Annotated in this window: 20 protein-coding genes; 9 read left to right on the forward strand and 11 right to left on the reverse strand. The window is 60.6% G+C overall.

The window, feature by feature from the left end; all coding sequences use genetic code 11:
• Both KBP54_RS03555 and KBP54_RS03560 read right to left on the reverse strand, forming a co-directional pair.
• Positions 1-1,431: an HNH endonuclease signature motif containing protein gene (locus KBP54_RS03555; RefSeq protein ID WP_256006349.1), complete on the reverse strand. Its 1,431-nt coding sequence runs from the start codon at positions 1,429-1,431 to the stop codon at positions 1-3.
• 75 nt (positions 1,432-1,506) lie between these two features.
• Entirely contained in the window at positions 1,507-1,734 is a 228-nt protein-coding gene (locus KBP54_RS03560) for a hypothetical protein (protein ID WP_256000359.1), read from the reverse strand.
• Between the two features lie 10 nt (positions 1,735-1,744).
• On the opposite strand from KBP54_RS03560, the gene KBP54_RS03565 reads away from it, so the two are divergent.
• Positions 1,745-2,572, forward strand: a complete 828-nt coding sequence (locus KBP54_RS03565) for a DNA-formamidopyrimidine glycosylase family protein (protein ID WP_256000360.1) — start codon at positions 1,745-1,747, stop codon at positions 2,570-2,572.
• Here KBP54_RS03565 and KBP54_RS03570 read toward each other — a convergent pair.
• The 3 genes from KBP54_RS03570 to KBP54_RS03580 all read right to left on the reverse strand — a co-directional run bounded on the left by KBP54_RS03570 (position 2,517) and on the right by KBP54_RS03580 (position 5,229).
• Positions 2,517-3,155, reverse strand: coding sequence for a DedA family protein (locus KBP54_RS03570; protein WP_141742262.1), 639 nt, complete (start codon positions 3,153-3,155; stop codon positions 2,517-2,519). The two genes, KBP54_RS03565 and KBP54_RS03570, sit on opposite strands and share 56 nt — an antisense overlap.
• A gap of 67 nt (positions 3,156-3,222) precedes the next feature.
• Positions 3,223-4,863, reverse strand: coding sequence for a glucose-6-phosphate isomerase (gene pgi / locus KBP54_RS03575; RefSeq protein ID WP_256000361.1), 1,641 nt, complete (start codon positions 4,861-4,863; stop codon positions 3,223-3,225).
• Between the two features lie 72 nt (positions 4,864-4,935).
• Complete coding sequence (locus KBP54_RS03580; protein WP_070362837.1) at positions 4,936-5,229, reverse strand: chorismate mutase; 294 nt, start codon at positions 5,227-5,229, stop codon at positions 4,936-4,938.
• Positions 5,230-5,290: 61 nt separating this feature from the next.
• On the opposite strand from KBP54_RS03580, the gene pcrA reads away from it, so the two are divergent.
• On the forward strand, positions 5,291-7,621 hold the full coding sequence (gene pcrA / locus KBP54_RS03585) for a DNA helicase PcrA (protein ID WP_256006350.1): 2,331 nt from the start codon (positions 5,291-5,293) through the stop codon (positions 7,619-7,621).
• On the opposite strand, the gene KBP54_RS03590 is transcribed toward pcrA, so the two are convergent.
• Both KBP54_RS03590 and KBP54_RS03595 read right to left on the reverse strand, forming a co-directional pair.
• Complete coding sequence (locus KBP54_RS03590) at positions 7,622-8,311, reverse strand: M23 family metallopeptidase (RefSeq protein WP_070362835.1); 690 nt, start codon at positions 8,309-8,311, stop codon at positions 7,622-7,624.
• A 308-nt stretch (positions 8,312-8,619) separates the two neighbouring features.
• Positions 8,620-9,336, reverse strand: a complete 717-nt coding sequence (locus tag KBP54_RS03595) for a M23 family metallopeptidase (RefSeq protein ID WP_256006353.1) — start codon at positions 9,334-9,336, stop codon at positions 8,620-8,622.
• 232 nt (positions 9,337-9,568) lie between these two features.
• On the opposite strand from KBP54_RS03595, the gene KBP54_RS03600 reads away from it, so the two are divergent.
• The 3 genes from KBP54_RS03600 to purH are packed head-to-tail and all read left to right on the forward strand — an operon-like array spanning position 9,569 to position 12,966.
• Positions 9,569-10,834, forward strand: coding sequence for a cell division protein PerM (locus KBP54_RS03600; RefSeq protein WP_256006355.1), 1,266 nt, complete (start codon positions 9,569-9,571; stop codon positions 10,832-10,834).
• 15 nt (positions 10,835-10,849) lie between these two features.
• On the forward strand, positions 10,850-11,443 hold the full coding sequence (gene purN, locus KBP54_RS03605) for a phosphoribosylglycinamide formyltransferase (RefSeq protein WP_070362832.1): 594 nt from the start codon (positions 10,850-10,852) through the stop codon (positions 11,441-11,443).
• Positions 11,440-12,966, forward strand: a complete 1,527-nt coding sequence (gene purH, locus KBP54_RS03610; RefSeq protein WP_070362831.1) for a bifunctional phosphoribosylaminoimidazolecarboxamide formyltransferase/IMP cyclohydrolase — start codon at positions 11,440-11,442, stop codon at positions 12,964-12,966. Before purN ends, purH begins: the two co-directional genes overlap by 4 nt.
• 158 nt (positions 12,967-13,124) lie before the next feature.
• Here purH and rpsR read toward each other — a convergent pair whose 3' ends face one another.
• From rpsR to rpmB, 4 genes are read right to left on the reverse strand one after another with little or no spacing between them, the layout of a single operon-like run.
• Positions 13,125-13,376 (reverse strand): 30S ribosomal protein S18, encoded by a 252-nt coding sequence (gene rpsR / locus KBP54_RS03615; protein WP_070362830.1) that lies wholly within the window; start codon positions 13,374-13,376, stop codon positions 13,125-13,127.
• 12 nt (positions 13,377-13,388) lie between these two features.
• Positions 13,389-13,694 carry a 30S ribosomal protein S14 gene (rpsN, locus tag KBP54_RS03620; RefSeq protein WP_070362829.1) on the reverse strand — a complete coding sequence of 102 codons (306 nt, stop codon included), beginning with the start codon at positions 13,692-13,694 and terminating at the stop codon, positions 13,389-13,391.
• 3 nt (positions 13,695-13,697) lie between these two features.
• Positions 13,698-13,862 carry a 50S ribosomal protein L33 gene (rpmG, locus tag KBP54_RS03625; protein WP_070362828.1) on the reverse strand — a complete coding sequence of 55 codons (165 nt, stop codon included), beginning with the start codon at positions 13,860-13,862 and terminating at the stop codon, positions 13,698-13,700.
• Positions 13,862-14,098, reverse strand: a complete 237-nt coding sequence (gene rpmB, locus KBP54_RS03630; protein ID WP_070362827.1) for a 50S ribosomal protein L28 — start codon at positions 14,096-14,098, stop codon at positions 13,862-13,864. The genes rpmG and rpmB overlap by 1 nt, the downstream gene beginning before the upstream one ends.
• Before the next feature lie 374 nt (positions 14,099-14,472).
• Here rpmB and KBP54_RS03635 point away from each other — a divergent pair, with 374 nt between their 5' ends.
• The 4 genes from KBP54_RS03635 to KBP54_RS03650 all read left to right on the forward strand — a co-directional run bounded on the left by KBP54_RS03635 (position 14,473) and on the right by KBP54_RS03650 (position 17,319).
• On the forward strand, positions 14,473-14,745 hold the full coding sequence (locus KBP54_RS03635; protein WP_038589209.1) for a type B 50S ribosomal protein L31: 273 nt from the start codon (positions 14,473-14,475) through the stop codon (positions 14,743-14,745).
• A 19-nt stretch (positions 14,746-14,764) separates the two neighbouring features.
• Positions 14,765-14,938, forward strand: coding sequence for a 50S ribosomal protein L32 (rpmF, locus tag KBP54_RS03640; protein ID WP_070362826.1), 174 nt, complete (start codon positions 14,765-14,767; stop codon positions 14,936-14,938).
• Positions 14,939-15,040: 102 nt separating this feature from the next.
• A complete protein-coding gene (locus KBP54_RS03645; RefSeq protein WP_070362825.1) occupies positions 15,041-15,739 on the forward strand; it encodes a response regulator transcription factor in 699 nt (232 codons plus the stop codon).
• A complete protein-coding gene (locus KBP54_RS03650; protein ID WP_070362824.1) occupies positions 15,736-17,319 on the forward strand; it encodes a HAMP domain-containing sensor histidine kinase in 1,584 nt (527 codons plus the stop codon). Before KBP54_RS03645 ends, KBP54_RS03650 begins: the two co-directional genes overlap by 4 nt.
• Positions 17,320-17,381: the final 62 nt, after the last annotated feature.

Raw genomic sequence — 17,381 nt, forward strand, 5'->3', positions numbered from 1 at the left:
TTAGGGTCGCAGTATCACGCGAGGCACCGGCCGGTGAGTAGTCCCCGGTGGCCCTGCCCGCATCGCCCGTTTGTTCCGGATCCGATTCACCGCCGAGTGCATGGCGGGGTCCGAGGTGTTGGTGTGGCGGGTGCCGTCGGCCTTGACCAACAACGCGGTGCCGGTGGTGGAGTCGTAGTCCATGTAGCCCTTGTTGAAGGAGCCGTCCCGGTGGTCGTTGTTGCACCGGTGGTGGGTGGGGCACAGGCCGGTGAGGTTGGTGATGTCGGTTCCGCCGTGGCGCAGCCAGGAAATGATGTGGTGGGCTTCGCACTCGCTCATTGCGGTGGTGCAGCCGGCCCAGGAGCACACGCCCTGGATAGCAAACATGGCGATGCGTTGCCCAACAGAGGCGAGCCGCTTGGACCTGCCCAGATGCAGCGGCACGCCGGTGATTCCGTCGACGGTGAGCAGGAAGTCAGACGTGCCATCCATGCCGAGGCGCACGAGTTCGAAGGCGTCCAGCTCCACGCCGACGTTGGTTTGGAACAGTGTGGTGGCGTCGGCGTCGGCGAGGTCGTCGAGCGTTACTGAGACCACCACGGAGGCGGCGCCACCGTTGGTGGTCTGCTCGCCGTGCTCGTATTGGCGCATGATGGCCATGAACTGGTCGTAGCGGCGCTGGCCACGGGTGCGGGGGTCGCGGTCCTGCTGGTGTTCGGGCGGGATGTTGGAGTTTGGCGCAAGCCCCTTGTCGGTCAGCGCTTTGTAGAGGGCGTAGTCGCCTGCGGTCATGTCCAGGCGCACGTGGTAGGTGCCGTCGGAGTTTTCCCTGCCCAGGGTGGCCTCGCGCTTCTCAAAGCCCGCGTTGGGGTTCTTCTTCGCGTGTGGCCGGTTCGCCTTATCCACGAGGCGCTTGACCGTGAGGCGCAGGTCCTGCTCGTCTCGGGTCTTCGCTTCCTCCATGGCGTGGGCGTAAATGCTCATGTGCTCGCCCTCGGCGGCCTTGAGCAGCCTGTCGGTCTCGCGCCGGATGATGTCCTGCTTGGCCGCGGGAACCGCGTCGGCGTGGCGGCGAGCTTGGACCTGGTCTTTGCGACGGCGCTCCGCCTCCTCCACATCGAGCAGGCCACCACGGTCCGGCTCCGTCACCGGAGCGAACATCGCTTTGGCGCGCGCGAGCCGGTTATATGCCTCACCCTTGGAGATGCCCAACTTCTCCATGAGGTAGGTATCCGGGTAGTTGGCGCCGACGAGTTTGCCGGCGTCGGCGATAGCGCAGACCTGCGCGAAGGCGGCATCGATGTAGGCCTTCTTGTCCATCGCGTGTTCGAGGCGTGCGATGTCTTCGGCGATGGCGGAAAGGCGGAGGGAGGAGGGGTCGTCGAAAAGCGTGCGCAGCTGATCCAGGCCGTTAATGACCTGGTCAACGAGCTTGGTCACGTCGTTCATGTCCCCTCCTTCAAGTAGCTAAGGGCGACTATACAGACGTGTCAGACATGAAAAAATGAGATTCGAACAAAGATTCTAAAGCAGTTGCTTGACCAGGTGTGCTGCCGCGGCCAGGCCGATGCGCGGGTTCGCCACGCGCACGTCTTTCACGGCGCGAACAAACTCGGCTTCGGGGTCGGTGCCGGTCTCTGCCAGCACACCCCGCGCCCACTCGGTGGCGGCATCCATGTCGGGGAAGAAGCCGATAAGCGACTCTTCCGGCGTGGGGCCGTAGTTGAAAAGGTTTTGTAAGAAGCGGAACATGGATACCACTATGCCTGAAGGGGATTCCGTCTATCAGCTGTCGAAGCGCCTGCAGTGGATGCAACACCGTGAAGTCACTGCCACGAGCATCCGCGTGCCGCGTTTCGCCACCGTCGATTTCACCGGCATGACCTGCGAGCGCGTCTGGCCCTACGGCAAGCACCTCTTCATGGAGTTTTCCCGCGAAGGCCACGAATCACAAGTGCTACACACGCACCTCAAGATGGAAGGCACATGGGCGATCCATCGTGCGGGCACCCGCTGGCGCAAGCCTGGCCACACCGCCCGGGTGGTGCTGCGCCTCGCGGACGCGCCGAAGCCTGATATCGAGCTCGTCGGGCATTCGTTAGGCCTCGTTGAGGTGTTCCCCGCGCGCGACTACCCGCAGCGGATGGGCTACCTGGGCCCGGACATGCTGGCACGCGACTTCGACCAGGAAGAGGTCGTGCGTAGGATCAGCGAGCACCCGCACCTCGAGATGGGGCGCGCGCTGCTCAATCAGCGTTTCGTCGCGGGCATCGGCAATGAGTACCGCGCAGAAATTCACTTCATCGCTGGTACGCACCCGTCGCGCACGGTGGGTGAAGTGGACGTCGAAAAGCATGTGGCGATCGCGCGGCGCCTCATGTGGGCAAACAAAGACTCCCCGGTGCGAGTGACCACAGGGATCAAACGCGCCGGGGAGACCAGCTACGTATTTGGAAGGAACAACAAGCCGTGTCGGCGGTGCGGCACGCTCATCGAGAAGGGGTTTCTCGGGGGAGCGGGAGACTTAGAGCGAGTTATTTGGTGGTGCCCTCAGTGCCAGCCGCCTTCTCCTTCATGGAGCGGCGAATGAAGTACGCCAGGAAGCCGAGCATGATCAGGATCAGCAGGACGTAGACCACGGTCGAGTACGTATCCACGTAATGGGAGACCGTCTCCCAGCTTTCGCCGAGGTACATGCCGAGCGTGATCAGGATTGCGTTCCAGATTGCGGAGCCGAGCCCGGTCCACAGGGCGAACATCGCGAGGTTCATGCGGTCCAGGCCTGCAGGAATCGAGATGAGGGAGCGCACCCCCGGAATCAGGCGGCCGAAGAAGACCGAGGATCGGCCGTGCTTATCAAACCACTCGAGGGACTTATCGACGTCCGAAGCCTTCACCAACCACATCCAGTCAGCGATCGCGCGCAGGCGCTCGGCGCCCAGCCAGGCACCGAGGCCGTAAAGGAAAAACGCGCCCGCGACGGACCCCATCACCGACCAGATGAACACCGCCGGGTAACTCAGCGAGCCCTGCGCGACCGTGAAGCCGGCCAGCGGCAGCACTACCTCGGAGGGGATCGGTGGGAAGACGTTCTCCAGGAAAATTGCTATCCCGACGCCGGGGGCGCCGAGAAGCTCCATCAGGTTGACAATCCAGTCGATGATGGCTTGCACGTTCACTCCTTAGTTGTAGGTAAAACAACTGCCTATCTTGCCCTACTAAGGAGTGATGCACCAAGCGCTAGCGACGGTTTTCGCGGTACCAGCCAATCAGTGCGTCGGTGGAGGCATCGCCGGTTGCTGGAGTTTCTTCGCCCGCGACTGCCTTGGCCAGGTCGTTTGCCTGCTGCTTGCCGAGCTCGACGCCCCACTGGTCAAACGAGTTGATGTCCCAAATCACACCCTCGGTGAACACGATGTGCTCGTAGAGCGCGATGAGTGCGCCGAGCGTGAACGGGGTCAGCTCCTCGGCCAGGATGGTCGTCGTTGGACGGTTGCCTGGCATGACCTTGTGCGGGGCCAGCGTGGCGTCGACACCCTCGGCCTCGATGGCGGCCTGGTCCTTGCCGAACGCGAGCACCTTCGTCTGTGCGAAGAAGTTGCCCATCAGCAGGTCATGCATGGAGCCTTCGCCGGTCATGGTCGGGAAGTCTTCCTTCGGGGTGGCGAAGCCGATGAAGTCCGCCGGCACGAGCGAGGTGCCCTGGTGCAGCAGCTGGAAGAATGCGTGCTGGCCGTTCGTGCCTGGCTCGCCCCAGAAAATCTCGCCGGTGTTGTAGGTCACTGCGGTGCCGTCGTGGCGCACGGACTTGCCGTTGGACTCCATGGTCAGCTGCTGCAGGTAGGCAGGGAAGCGAGAAAGGTCCTCGGAGTACGGCAGGACGGCGTGCGTCTCGGCGTTGTAGAAGTTGCGGTACCAGACGTTGAGCAGGCCCATCAGCACCGGCACGTTCTGGGAGAACTCGGTGGTGCGGAAGTGCTCATCCATGGCGTGGAAGCCCTCGAGCATGCGCATGAAGTCCATCGGTCCGATGACGGCCATCAGGCTCAGGCCAATCGCGGAGTCCATGGAGTAGCGGCCACCGACCCAGTTCCAGAACGGGAACATGTTCGCGGTATCGATGCCGAACTCGGCGACCTTTTCCGCGTTCGTGGACACTGCGACGAAGTGCTTCGCCACAGCGGAGGCGTCGCCGTTGAACTGTTCGATGAGCCAGCGCTTCGCCACGTGTGCGTTGGTCAGGGTCTCCTGGGTGGTGAACGTCTTCGATGCGATGACGAACAGCGTCTCTTCCGGGTTGCAACGGTCGAGGACTGCGGCGATGTCCGCTGGGTCGACGTTGGAGACGAACTCTGCGGTAATGCCCGCGGTTGCGTAGGCGCGCAGCGCCTTGGTTGCCATCGCAGGGCCCAGGTCCGAACCACCAATACCAATGTTGACGATCTTCTTAATGGTGTGTCCGGTGTGGCCCAGCCATTCGCCGGAACGCAGCGCCGATGCGAAGTCACGCATCCGGCCCAGCACCTCATGCACGTCCGCCGCTACGTCTTGGCCGTCGACCTCAAGGTTGGCCTCTACCGGAAGGCGCAGTGCCGTGTGCAGCACCGCGCGGTCCTCGGTGTCGTTGATGTGCTCGCCCGCGAACATCGCGTCGATCTTGGTGCGAAGCTGTGCGGTATCTGCGAGGGAGACGAGCGCATCGACGACGTCGGCGTCGATAAGCTGCTTGGAAAGGTCAACGTGCAGCCCTGCTGCGTCGAAGGTGAGCTTCTTCGCGCGGTCTGCGTCGCGGTCGAAGAGCTCGCGCAGGGTCGTATCAGCCTTGGAGGCGTGGAGCTTCTCCAAGTTAGACCAGGCTGGCGTGGCGGTGATATCGGACATAGTTCCTCCTTGAAACGGATGGTTGTCTGCCTTGATATGGTACTACGAAAGTTGGGGAGTGCGTTGTTGGGGCTAGCCCAGCTTTCCGCGTCCCAGGCGCAGCAAGATATTTGCCAGCGCCGGGCCTTCCTCCCCAAGCTCATCGCGGAATTGGTTAATGATCGCGACCTCGCGGGTGTGCACAAGCTTCGTGCCGCCCGACCCCATCCGCGTCTTGCCGATCGCCTTCGACACCTTGGTGCGACGCTTAATCGCGTCCAAAATCACACGGTCGAGGCGGTCAATCTCTTTGCGGTACTGCTGGATCTCCGCATCGGAGAGCGGATCGTCCGTCCCGGACGGCATGCGGATTTCGAAGTCACTCATGGTTGCTCATTATGCCACTGCTCCAGCGGTTGTGTCCGGGGTGTGAGTTAGGGTGTGTGACATGAATGATCTGACGCTAGGACTCAACCCCCAACAGGAAGCCGCCGTGCGCCACAGCGGCTCGCCTCTTCTAATTGTCGCGGGCGCTGGGTCCGGCAAAACCGCAGTGCTGACCAGGCGCATCGCTTTCTTGTTACAGGAGCGCGGTGTCGCACCCTGGCAGGTCCTGGCGATCACATTTACCAACAAGGCCGCCGCGGAGATGAAAGAGCGCGTCGAGGCGCTGATCGGGCCGCAGACCGAGCGGATGTGGGTGGCAACCTTTCACTCGATTTGTGTGCGGATCCTCCGCCAGCAGGCCCAGCTCGTTCCTGGGCTGAACACGAACTTCAGTATCTATGATGCCGACGATTCCCGCCGGCTGCTCTCGATGATTGCTAAAGAGAACAATCTCGACCTGAAGAAGTTTTCACCCCGGGTGCTCGCGAACGCGATCTCGAACCTCAAGAACGAGCTCATCGACGAGCAGCAGGCGGCCGATGACGCGCAGCGCACCCACAACCCATTCGACTCCACTGTTGCCAAGGTGTTTGCTGAGTACCAGCGCCGCCTGCGCTCGGCAAACGCTGTCGACTTCGACGACCTCATCGGGGAGGTCGTGCGGATTTTTAAGGAGCACCCGCAGGTTGCGGATTATTATCGACGCCGCTTCCGCCACGTACTCGTGGACGAGTACCAGGACACGAACCATGCGCAGTACGAACTCATCCACACCCTGGTGGGCAAGGGGCCTGAGGCTTCTGAGCTTGCCGTAGTTGGCGACTCCGACCAGTCGATTTACGCGTTCCGTGGCGCGACGATCCGCAACATCGAGGAGTTTGAGCGCGACTACCCCGACGCAACCACCATCGTGCTGGAGCAGAACTACCGCTCGACGCAAACCATCTTGGACGCTGCCAACGCGGTGATTTCCCAGAACACCGGGCGGCGCCCGAAGAAGCTGTGGACGGACCACGGCACTGGCGACCAGATCGTCGGCTACGTCGCGGACAACGAGCACGACGAGGCCCGGTTTATCGCTGGCGAGATCGACCGGCTCACAGACAGTGGAGTGCCCTACTCCGACATCGCGATCATGTACCGCACCAACAACGCTTCGCGTGCGTTGGAAGACATCTTCATTCGCACCGGGATCCCGTACAAGGTGGTAGGCGGCACGCGCTTCTATGAGCGCAAAGAGGTTCGCGATATCGTGGCCTACCTCAAGGCGCTAGAAAACCCGGACGATACGGTCAGCCTGCGCAGGATTATTAACGAGCCAAAGCGTGCCATCGGGGACAAGGCGCAGTCCACGGTGGCGCTGTACGCGCAGACCTACTCGGTGAGCTTCGGCCAAGCGTTGCGGGTGGCGGCCGACGGCGGCATTGACGCACTGGGTACGCGCGCGAAGAATGCCATCAATGGTTTTGTCACCATGATGGATGAATTGCGCGAGGAAATGGCAGCGGACCAGCGAGAAGAGGCTGGCAACAGTGACCTCGGGGAGCTGGTCTCCACGATTCTGGACGTCACCGGGTACAAAGCGCAGTTGGAGCAGTCGAACGACCCACAGGACGCGACGCGCTTGGACAACCTGAATGAGTTGGTGTCCGTCGCGCGCGAGTATTCCTCGGAGTCTGCACTGCAGCTGGCATACCTGAGCGACGAGGAAATTTCGGAGATCTTCGACGAGGGCGAACCGCTGCCAGGAACCCTGCAAGCCTTCCTGGAGAAGGTGGCGCTCGTCGCTGACGCCGATCAGCTTCCTGAGAACGATCAGGGCGTAGTCACGTTGATGACGCTGCACACCGCAAAGGGTCTTGAGTTCCCTGTCGTGTTTGTGACTGGGTGGGAAGACGGGCAGTTCCCGCACCTGCGCGCCTTGGGGGATCCGGCGGAGCTCGCCGAAGAGCGTCGCCTGGCGTATGTCGGCATCACCCGTGCGCGCAAGCGCCTTTACCTGACGCGCGCGATGGTGCGGTCCTCATGGGGGAGCCCGGTGACAAACCCGGCGAGCCGGTTCCTTGGGGAGATTCCGCAGGAACTCATCGATTGGAAGCGTGAGGAGCCCACGTATTCTTCGGGCTCTTCGCATTCACCGTGGTCAACTGGTGGCCGGAGCCGCAGCAACGGGTTTGGGCGGTCGCAGTCGCGCGGCGGTAGCAGCAGGACCAAGGTGAACAAGGACCTGCAGCTGGCGGTCGGGGACCGGGTCAACCATGCAAAATACGGGCTGGGTACCGTACTGGCCGTTGATGGTGCGGGAGTGCGAGAAACCGTGACGATTGACTTTGGTTCCTCCGGGACAGTCCGCCTGATGCTGATCGGCGGCGTCCCGATGGAGAAGCTCTAACTACTGGATGCGGATACCTGCCTGCGCGAACCACGGCACAGGGTCTACTGGTGTCACGCCATCTGGGTGGATCTCGAAGTGGAGGTGCGGCCCGGTGGAGAAGCCTTCGTTGCCGATCTGCGCGATCTGCTGGCCGGCCGTCACGCGTTGGCCGACGCTGACGTTGTAGACCGCCATGTGGCCGTAAACGGAGACCTCGCCGCCGTCGTGCTTGATCACGACCCAGTTGCCGAAGCCCTGGGCCGGGCCGGCGTTGATGACGGTGCCATCCATCACGGCGTAGATCGGGGAGCCGAGGTTGTTCGCGATGTCGATTCCCTGGTGGACTGTGCCCCAGCGTGGGCCGAATCCGGACGTAAACGTCCCCGTTGCCGGGGTGACGACCGTGCGGCCATCGGCGGTGCGGCCACGCTGGTAGCGGACGCCACCGTTCGCGCCTTCCTGCTGGAAGGAGAGACCGAGGTTTTCCTGAATGACGCGCGGGTCGTACACGAGTGAGTACTCTCCGACGCGCAGGGTTGCACCGCTATCCAGAATCGTGTCTGCTGCTTGCGCAACAGCCTTCACGGCCTGATTGTGGTCAATCGGAGCGCCGTTCAGCGTGAGACCTACAGCGTTCGCAGGGGAAGCGGTGAGAGTGAGCATGGACGCAGTCGCGACGGCAAGTGCCGAAAGTACTGTGCGATTCATACGGAGAAGCAACCTTTTCTAAAAAATCCGGGTGGCCACGCTGCAGCCACATACAGCGAAAAAACTTAGTCACCTCCCGTGGGCTTAGCAATGCGTAACCGCAGGTAGGGAGGGAAAAGTATGTTCGAATGCTTCTAGAACAACCGCAAACTCGCTGGCTGGGCGCCCGTGACGAATGTGACAGATGGGAACAATGGTGCCAATGTGGTTTATGGCGGGGGTAGGTGACGGTACCCCCGGCTGGTGTGTCGAAAAAGAAAAAACCGCCGTGACTCATATATGAGCCACAGCGGTCTGAAGTTTTGGTTTTAGAGCTGAATGCCACGCTCTGCGAGCCACGTCGCCGGGTCAACAGGAGTGTTGCCATCTGGGTGGATCTCGAAGTGCAGGTGTGAGCCGGTGGAGAAGCCCTGGCTACCCATACCGGCGATCAGTTCGCCAGCGTGCACAACCTGACCGACGGAAGCGTAGAGGGAATCCATGTGGCCATATACGGAGACGGAACCGTCCTCGTGGCGGATGCGGATCCAGTTGCCGTAGCCCTGTGCCGGGCCGGAGTCGATGACCGTGCCGTCCATGACTGCCAGGATTGGCGTGCCATTCACGTTGGCGATGTCGACGCCAGAGTGGAAGGAACCCCAGCGAGGGCCAAATCCGGAGGTGAACACGCCCTCAGCTGGCTTCACAACCAGCGGTGCGCGAGCGGCTTCATCGGCGCGTGCGACCTCCTCGGAATGTGCGACTGCCTTCACGAGCTGATCCGCAAGGTTCTCAACCGGCTTGTATTCCGCGATAGCGAGGATCTGTGGAGCAGCCTCATCGGTCAGTGCCGTGAGCTGGTCGGTGTCTGCGGCGAGGGTGTAGCTGTCAGCTTGCTGGGTGCCATCGCCCTGAAGCGCAGCTGCGGCAGCGCCAGAGAGTCCGGCGGTGGAGACGGCGCCAGTGGCAACGGCAACCATTGCGACGCGACCCTTGTTAGGGGACTGCTTGCGGTGCTTGCCAGCTGATTTCGTTGAGTGGAGCATGGACCCTCTTTAGACTTCCCGTTGGTTACAGAACTGTAACGTTTGTAACCTTCCTGTTATCTACGAGAGGTAACTGTAATGAATCGAATGCGCTAAGGCAAGCTATAACCTGAGTATTTCTTAATCGTTTTCTTTGCGTATTACGTTACATCGCCTAAAACGCCAGGCAGTGAGTGGAATGCGGTAGTGTCGAACGGCAGAAAACGGTCAACCAATGGCAATATAAGGCGCAATGTCGAAGAAAACAAGACCTCAATCATCACCGGTGGACCGCTCCTCGCGGGGCAGCGGTCGCGGTTTCCTGAGTAATGCACGGCGCGGTGCGAAGTGGGCGTCGAAAAGAAAGCCTGATGCCGACACCGTTCCGCCGGAGGAGCGCACCTGGAAGACGCGTATTCGGACGTACCTCCCTTATATAGGTATCCCGACGCTCGATGTCATCCTTGGCATCGTTGCAGTCTGCGCCGCGACGCTCCTGATTGGTGGATGGAAGACTGCGTACCTGCCCGCCGCAATCGGGCAAACATGGTTTGCCCTTCACGGAGTATCCCTCACGATCGACGGCGTGTACTTGTCTCAGGTGCCGCTGCTTCCAGCCATTGGGATCGCCGCCCTCATGGCGTGGCGAGTACGTGCCGCAACCGCGAAGCAGGTCAGCATCTTGGATCTCGCGGTGATCGCTGGCCTGGTGATTGTGCTGCCGCTGCTTGCAAGCGCGATGGCGCTGTTCATGGTGACTGACGCCTCCGCAGTCTTCGCGATAGAACCACCACCCGCATGGCAAGCGCTAGTGCTACCGCCTTGCATCCATCTCATCGGCTTCCTCTTTGGCATTCGGCATGTGCTCTGGCAGGCCCTCGCCACCACGGTCCGTGTGCCGGTGGTGGCCGTCGATACGGCCCGCGCTGCGAGCCTGCTTCTCCTCTTTCTATGCGCGGGGTGCGGACTTGTGCTGCTCCTCGTGCTCGCCGCGCGCTACCAGAGCATTGGCGAAGCCTACGCGGCATACCCCAACTCCGGGTGGGGGAGCGCCATCATGCTGCTCCTCCTGAGCATCTTGTACCTTCCGAATGCTGTCGTGGGCACGCTCGCAGTGCTTCTCGGCGGATCCTTCCACGTCGGCAGTGGGGAAGTGTCGCTTTTTGACGTCCTCTCCGTCCCCTTACCCCCGTTCCCACTCTTCGCGGCAATCCCTGCGACAGTCGCGCCGTGGGCAGCCGTCCTCCTCGCCGTGCCCGTGACCATCCTGTGCGCGTTCTTCGTGCGGCGGACGTCAACGATGGTAGAAGTCGCCGCCATTGGCTCGTGGAGTGCAGCGATGTTCGCCGTCTGCCTCCTACTCGCGCGTGGGCACGCGGGGGCGTACGGCGTCGTTGGCGCTGACCTAGCTTCCGCAGTGCTTTTCCTCTTTATATGGACCGTCGGCGTGGGCGGATTGGTGTGGCTTGTGCGCTTTGTGCGAACTTTCTTGAACCGCTCACACGCGGAAGAAGAATGACTACACTGATGAACCGTGAGTGCTGATAAAGCTTTATCTGTGGCCGTCCTTGTTTCTGGTACTGGAACGCTCTTGCGGGCGATTATGGACTACCAGGACGCCCACCCTTGTGCATACCGTGTTGACCTAGTTGTTGCGGACCAAGTGTGTCCGGCAGTCGAGAGGGCGAAGAACGCAGGCATCCCGACTGCAATCGTGGAAATGGAAAAGGACCGTGACGCGTGGAATGCCCACCTTGCGGAAACCGTCTCTAGTTGCAGCCCGGACCTTGTTGTTTCCGCAGGGTTTATGCGCATTTTGGGGCGCCCATTCTTGGATGTCTACGAAGGTAAAACAATTAACACTCACCCTTCGCTCTTGCCTGCTTTCCCAGGAGCGCACGCGGTGCGCGACGCCCTCGCTTACGGCGTCAAGGTCACCGGCTGCACCGTCCACTTTGTCGACGACGGGATGGACACAGGCCGCATCATTGCGCAGCGCCCCGTGCTGGTGCAGCCAGGGGATACGGAGTCCTCGCTGCACGAACGGATTAAGCAAGAAGAGCGCCGTCAGGTTACTGAGCTACTAGCTACTGCTTCGATACATGAAGGAAAGGTCACTTTCGAATGAACAACGAACGCACACCTATTCGTCGAGCGCTCGTGAGCGTGTACGACAAGACCGATCTTGAGCCGCTTGCCAAGGCGCTCCACTCGGCCGGTGTGGAAATTGTCTCTACTGGTTCGACTGCTAAAAAGATCGCCGCAAGCGGTGTGCCCGTCACCGAAGTATCGGAAGTCACCGGATTTCCAGAGGTACTTGAAGGCCGCGTGAAGACGCTGCATCCACACGTGCACGCAGGCATCCTGGCAGACCTCCGCAAGGACAGCCACAAGCAACAGCTCGAGGAACTCGGAGTTGCACCGTTCGAGCTCGTTGTGGTCAACCTGTACCCATTCGAGGAAACGGTTGCGTCCGGCGCGGAGTTCGATGAATGCGTCGAGCAGATCGACATCGGCGGTCCTTCCATGGTCCGCGCAGCAGCGAAGAACCACCCATCAGTGGCGATCCTGACCTCCCCGGACCAGTACCAGCTGGCGCAAGAAGCAGTTGAGCAGGGTGGATTCACCCTCGAGCAGCGCCGCGAACTGGCGGCTGCGGCGTTCGCGCACACCGCAGAGTACGACGCCGCCGTTGCAGACTGGTTTGCGGAGCAGCTCGGCGACGACGAGGACGGTGCGCTGCGCTACGGTGAGAACCCGCACCAGGCGGCAAGCGTCATCAACGAGGGCTGGGGCCTAGCCGACGCCACTCAGTACGGCGGCAAGGAAATGAGCTACAACAACTACCAGGATGCCGACGCCGCGTGGCGCGCAGCCTGGGACCACGAAGAACCGTGCGTCGCAATCATCAAGCACGCCAACCCGTGTGGCGTCGCAGTATCTGGGGTGTCCATCGCTGACGCGCACCGAAAGGCGCACGCCTGCGATCCTGTATCTGCGTACGGCGGCGTCATTGCAACGAACCGCGAGGTCACGCTCGAGCTTGCCGAGCAGGTCAAGCCAATCTTTACCGAGGTCATCATCGCGCCTTCCTACGCGCCGGATGCACTCGAGCTGCTGCAGACCAAGAAGAACCTTCGCATCCTCGAAGTGGAGCCAGGCCAAGACACCGAAGAGATCAAGCAGATTTCCGGCGGCTTCCTTCTCCAGGAGCGCGACGCGTTCCAGGCCGAGGGCGATAACCCAGAAAACTGGAAGCTAGTGGCAGGCGAAGCCGTCGACGACGCAACCATGTCGGACCTCGTGTTCGCGTGGCGTGCAGTACGCTGCGTGAAGTCGAACGCAATCCTCGTTGCGCACGACGGCGCTACCGTCGGCATCGGCATGGGGCAGGTCAACCGCGTCGATTCGGCGAAGCTGGCCGTCGACCGCGCTAACTCGCTCGACGAAGGCCGCAACCGTACCAACGGTGCCGTCGCCGCCTCCGACGCGTTCTTCCCATTCGCAGATGGATTCCAGATCCTCGCGGACGCCGGAGTGCGTGCCGTCGTGCAGCCTGGTGGTTCCATCCGCGACGAGGAAGTCATTAAGGCCGCAGAAGACGCTGGCGTCGCAATGTACGTGACCGGTACGCGCCACTTTGCGCACTAGTATCGCCTAACCCGAGACATACTGAAGGCCCCCACGGTCGTGGGGGCCTTTTGTCGTGTCGTGCGTCAGCTTCAACAGGGCATGAAAAAACTCCCGCGCCTGGAGGCCAGGGGCGGGAGTTCGTCGAAAGACTCTACGCTGTTATCGTCAACCGAACTTTAGCGGCTGGTGAACGGCAGAAGAGCCATCTCGCGTGCGTTCTTCACCGCAGTAGCAACTTCACGCTGCTGCTGTGGGGAAAGACCGGTAACACGGCGGGAACGGATCTTGTGACGATCAGAGATGAACAGACGAAGGGTGTCGAGGTCCTTGTAGTCGACCTTCTCGATGCCCTTGGCCTTCAACGGGTTCTTCTTCGGGCGGCGGGACTGCTCCATGCGCGCCTTGCGATGGTTATTATTGCGCTTCATTGGTCATCCTCCTTACCACGAAGACTTACGGACGCCAGGCAGCTCACCGCGGTGAGCCATCTCGCGCATACGGACACGGGAAATACCGAACTTACGGAGGTAACCACGTGGGCGACCATCGCGGGAGTCGCGGTTGCGCACGCGAACAGGGGAGGCGTCGCGAGGCTGGCGGTTCAGCTCAAACTGAGCGTCCAGACGGTCCTCGTCAGAGGTCTCCGGGTTGCGGATGATTGCCTTCAGCTCGTTACGACGCTCAGCGTAGCGAGCGACGATCTCCTTGCGCTTTTCGTTCTTGGCGATCTTGGACTTTTTAGCCATAACTTATCGCTCCTCGCGGAATTCGACGTGCTTGCGAACAACCGGATCGTACTTCTTTAGGGAGATGCGATCTGGGTTGTTGCGCTTGTTCTTACGGGTTACATAGGTGAAACCTGTGCCCGCAGTGCTCTTCAGCTTGATGATCGGGCGAATATCGTTGCGTGCCATTAGATCTTCTCACCTCGTGCACGGATCTTAGCGACGACGGACTCAATTCCGTCGCGGTCGATGACCTTCAGACCCTTCGTGGAAACGGTCAGAGTGATGGTACGGCCCTCGGAGGGCAGGTAGAACCGGCGCTTCTGTACGTTGGGGTTCCAACGACGCGAGTGGCGGCGGTGCGAGTGGGAGACGGTCTTGCCGAACTGTGGCTTCCGTCCCGTGACCTGGCAATGTGCCGACATGGGTTGACTTCTTTCTCTTCTGCCGCCCACGCACTGATCACTGAAAAGTTAGATACGGAAATGCGGAGTGAGGGTCCGCGACAAAGTATCTGAGTAATCGGTTGACGTAGGCGTATACGTGTACTTCGACAACAGCGAGAGTCAACAATACACGTCCAGCAAGGAAATGCATAATTCTATTTCGCACACCTACCGGTTGTTTGTCGGTGGCGTTGGTGGAACTTGATTATGTAAAACCGGATTCACCCTGTAGTATGTGCAAAGTTGTCCAGTGAACAGCTGGGCGGACATGAATCATTCGCACCCAACTCAGGCACGATCCCCAAGCGGGGAACCGACCTGAAGTATCAATCCTGAGGGAGACGAACTCACATATGAAAAAGGATATCCATCCGGATTACCACCCGGTAATCTTCCAGGACGCGAACACGGGCCATAAGTTCCTGACGCGCTCCACCAAGACCTCCGACCGCACCGATACCTGGGAAGACGGCAACGAGTACCCGCTCATCGTCGTTGATGTGACCGCTGAGTCCCACCCGTTCTGGACCGGCGCACAGCGTCTCATGGACACCGCTGGCCGCGTTGAGAAGTTCAACCAGCGCTTCGGCGGTATGGCTCGCCGCAAGAAGAAGACCGCAAAATAGGGCGTAAGGAGAAACAACAATGGCAACCCCTAAGTTTAAGAAGTCCCGCGCGAACACCCGTATGCGTCGTTCGCAGTGGAAGGCTGACAATGCGCCGCTGATCACCGCGAAGGTTGACGGCCAGGAAGTACGTATCCCACGTCGCCTGCTCAAGGCTGCACAGGCTGGCTTGATTGACGTCGAGCAGTTCTAAAAGCGCCTTACTATAAGCGTTCGCCGGGCCCAACGGGCCCGGCTTTTTCATGTATCTGACAGTCCGGTGTTAAAAGTCTCTCAGATAGGCAATAATGGGCGTATGAAGATTCTTGTTGCCGATGATGAGCAAGCCGTTCGTGAATCCCTGCGGCGTTCCCTTCGCTTCAACGGGTATGATGTACTGCTTGCTTCCGACGGCGAGGAGGCGCTCGATGTCATCCGTGACGAACAGCCCGATCTGACGATTCTGGACGTGATGATGCCGAAGATCGATGGGCTCGACGTGTGCCGCACATTGCGCTCCTCGGGTTACGACCGTCCTGTGTTGATGCTGACAGCGCGAGATGGAGTCGCGGACCGTGTAGCGGGCTTGGATGCCGGCGCTGATGACTACCTGCCGAAGCCTTTCGCGCTTGAGGAGCTGTTGGCACGCGTACGCTCGCTGCTGCGCCGCGCTCAGGCAGACGCCATCCAGTCGCAGTCTGCTCCGAAAACAAAGTACGAGTTTGAGGACTTGTCTGTAGAGACCGATACCCGCGACGTCTTCCGCGGCGACCGCGCTATTTCCTTGACCCGTACCGAGTTCGCGCTCCTTCTCGTTTTGATTGAGAACCCACGCAAGGTGCTGTCGCGCCAGCAGATTCTTGAAGAGGTGTGGGGATACGACTTCCCGACGTCCGGCAACGCCTTGGAGGTCTACATCGGGTACCTCCGTAAGAAAACTGAGGCGGGCGGGGAGCCTCGCCTGATCCATACGGTCCGTGGGGTTGGCTACGTGCTTCGGGAGACTGCACTGTGATTTTGCGCCAGTCGGCGGATCACTTTGAGCGCACTACGGGCATGTCCCTTGAGGGGGTGGATCGCCAAGTGTCGGCAGCCGAGCAGGATCTGGAACCCCCGCGTCCGAACCTGCCGACGATCCTGTTCGATACCTATATTCGTGGTGCGTACCTCGGGTCGGAGATGACGCTTCGCCAGCAGCTTGCGGTGCTGACAGGCGTGCTCGTGGCCCTTACGATTTTGGTCACGGCATCGGTGAGCTACTGGGCGTCGTCGACGTCGATTATCGGCATGATGGACAACGATCTGCGCACGCAGGGCGCGATGCTCGCGTACGACTCGCAGGAAATGTCCAGCGATGAGGAGCTGGCGGCTGAGGTCGAGACTTTTCGACGCCGCAACCCTCACATCCTCGCCACGGCTTCACGCGCGGAGTCGAACCGGTTCGTGGGAGATGAAATTCCCGTGGGTGGGGACTTTGCTCGAATGAACTACGGAGCGGACGTCTCCGCACGCACCCTGCACGGTAACCGTGTGCTGGTTACAAGGCTGGATGATGGAACAGTCGTGGCCCTGTCGAAGGCGGTCGACCCGACGCGTCAGCTGCAGCGCAGTATTGCCGCGGCGCTGTTGGTGCTGCTCAGCTTGGGCTGGATAGTGTCGACGCTGGTGGCGTTCCTGGTTTCGAGTTCCGGTATGCGCCCGCTGCGTAAATTGCACCTTGCGCTGAAGGAAGTGACCAGGACGAAGGAGCTGAAGCCGCTTCCGGTGCAGGGCCATGATGAGATGGCGCGTATTACGAACGCGTTTAATGACATGATGGCTTCGCTGCAGGATTCGCGCACCAGGCAGGCACAGCTTGTTGCCGACGCCGGCCACGAGCTGAAAACGCCGCTGACTTCCATGCGCACCAACATTGAGCTGCTCATGATGATGTACTCCGCTGATCGACAGGATCAGATTAGTGCGGAGGACCGCGCCGATCTTGAGCGGGATGTGCTGGCGCAGATGACAGAAATGTCGACGCTTATCGGAGACCTGGTGGATCTCGCGCGGGAGGATTCCTCGAACGTTGAGTTTGAGGAGATCCGCCTGGATGTGATCCTGGAGGAGGCCGTGCGCCGTGTTGAGCGTCGTCGGCCTGACGTTACGTTCCAGTTCAACGCTGACCCGTGGCTGATTATGGGTGATCGGTTCGCGATGGGCCGCGCTCCGCTAAACCTGATCGACAACGCGGCCAAGTGGTCGCCAGAAGGCGGAACGGTAAGGATTTCGTTGAAGGCAGCGAAGAAGTACGCAGTGTTGGTTGTCGACGATTCCGGCCCGGGCATTGCTCCGGAGGAGCGCGAGCGGGTTTTTGAGCGCTTCTACCGTTCGGCAGAGTCGCGTTCGATGCCGGGTTCGGGCTTGGGGCTTGCGATCGTCAAGCAGGTGATGGACCGGCATGGTGCCCGGATCTTCGTGGAGGAGTCGGATGACCACGGGGCGCGCTTCCGTGTGGTCTTCCCGGGGAAGGCTCCGGATGCTGATGAGGATTTTTATCTGGAAGAAGAAAGCATCGAAATTCCGCGATTGCCGAACAAATCCCAGCTCAGCTAACACAGTGAACATTCAGGAAACATTGCGAGAGAACGAGTTTACTTTTTAGTGCTACCACAGTG

The organism is Corynebacterium pseudogenitalium (assembly GCF_024453815.1).
GTDB classification, from domain to species: Bacteria; Actinomycetota; Actinomycetes; order Mycobacteriales; family Mycobacteriaceae; genus Corynebacterium; species Corynebacterium pseudogenitalium.